Consider the following 1,606-nt stretch of genomic DNA (forward strand, 5'->3'; position numbering starts at 1 on the left):
CGACGTCGCGGGGGGCCAGTTCGGCGTCGGGGTGGTAGTCGGGCATGAAGCGGTATCCCACGGCATCCAGCAGCACCGCGCCCTCGCCGCGGACCGCTTCGGAGATGAGCAGGGCCGGCGGGCCGCCTGGAATCTCCCCGGCGGCAAGGGTGGTGGGGTGGAACTGGAAGAACTCGAGGTCCCGCACCGCGGCGCCGGCACGCCAGGCCAGGGCCAGTCCGTCGGCGGTGGCGACGGCGGGGTTGCTGGTGCGGGCAAAGAGCCGGCCCGCACCGCCGGTGGTGAGCAGGACGGCGTCGGCGGCCAGCTCCTGGGGCCGTCCGCCGGCCAGGTAGGCCACGCCGGTGACCCGGGCCGGCGTCGGGGGTGTGCTGCCGGGCTGTGACGGAGTTTCCGGGCGGACACCAGGTTCGGTCAGGAGCCCGGTGACGAACGCGCTGGTCTCCACCCGGAGCCGGCCGTGGCCGGCGCGGTCCAGGACGGCGCGTTCGAGGACGGCGGCGACGAGCCCGCGGGCGATGCAGGCGCCCGTCGCGTCCCCGCCGGCGTGCAGGATGCGCGGGGCCGAGTGTGCCGCTTCCAGGCCCAGGGCCTGTCCGCCGTCGGGAGCTGCGTCGAAGTGCACGCCGTAGCGGCCCAGGCCGGCGATGTCCCGGACAGCCTCCGTGCACAGGATCCGGACTGCCTCGGGGTCGTTGAGCCCGGCACCGGCGGCGAGCGTGTCCGCGATGTGCGCTGCCACGGAGTCCCCGGGGGCAGCATCCTCCGGGGCCAGCACGGCCGAGATGCCGCCCTGGGCGTAGAAGGTGTTGCTTTGCTCCAGCGTCCCCTTGCTCAGGAGGACCACTTCGATGTCACGGCCGCCGGTGGCGGCGTCGTCGGTGGCGAGCAGCGCGGCGTAGAGCCCAGCAATCCCGCTGCCGACGATCACGAGCCGCCTGGTCACGGCCGCGCCGCCAGCATGCGTTCCAGGGCCACCCTGGCCGGGGCGGCCACGTCCTCGTCCACGGTGATGCGGTTCAGCACCTCGCCGCGGACGAGCGCTTCCAGGACCCAGGCGAGGTAGCCGGGGTGGATGCGGTACATCGTGGAGCAGGGGCAGATCACCGGGTCGAGGCAGAAGATGGTGTGCTGCGGGTATTCCGCAGCGAGCCGGTTCACCATGTTGATCTCGGTGCCGATCGCAAACGTGCTGGGTTCCGTGGCCGCGGCGATGGCCTTCTTGATGAAGTCGGTGGACCCGGCGGAATCGGCGGCATCCACCACCTCCATGGGGCATTCCGGGTGCACGATCACCTGCACGCCGGGGAACTCGGCGCGGGCCTTTTCGATCTGGCCCACGTTGAAGCGCTTGTGGACCGAACAGAAGCCGTGCCAGAGGATTACCCGGGAATCGAGCAGGGCCTGCTCGTCGTTGCCGCCGAGGTCCTTGCGCGGGTTCCACATCGGCATCTGCTCCAGCGGCACCCCCATGGCCTTCGCGGTGTTGCGGCCCAGGTGCTGGTCGGGGAAGAACAGCACGCGCTGGCCGCGTTCAAACGCCCATTCCAGCACGGTCGCGGCGTTCGAGGAGGTGCAGACGATCCCGCCGCGCTCGCCGCAGAAG

2 protein-coding genes are annotated in these 1,606 nt (G+C 71.8%); both read right to left on the reverse strand.

Annotated features, from left to right (window positions below):
• A partial coding sequence (locus LQV45_RS31040) for an FAD-binding protein (RefSeq protein ID WP_230011156.1) occupies positions 1-946 on the reverse strand: 946 nt, incomplete at its 3' end.
• Positions 943-1,606, reverse strand: a 664-nt coding sequence (locus tag LQV45_RS31045) for a quinolinate synthase NadA (protein ID WP_230011159.1), incomplete at its 5' end; no start/stop codon positions are given. The genes LQV45_RS31040 and LQV45_RS31045, both read right to left, overlap by 4 nt.

This window comes from Microbacterium sp. Bi128, from assembly GCF_918698205.1.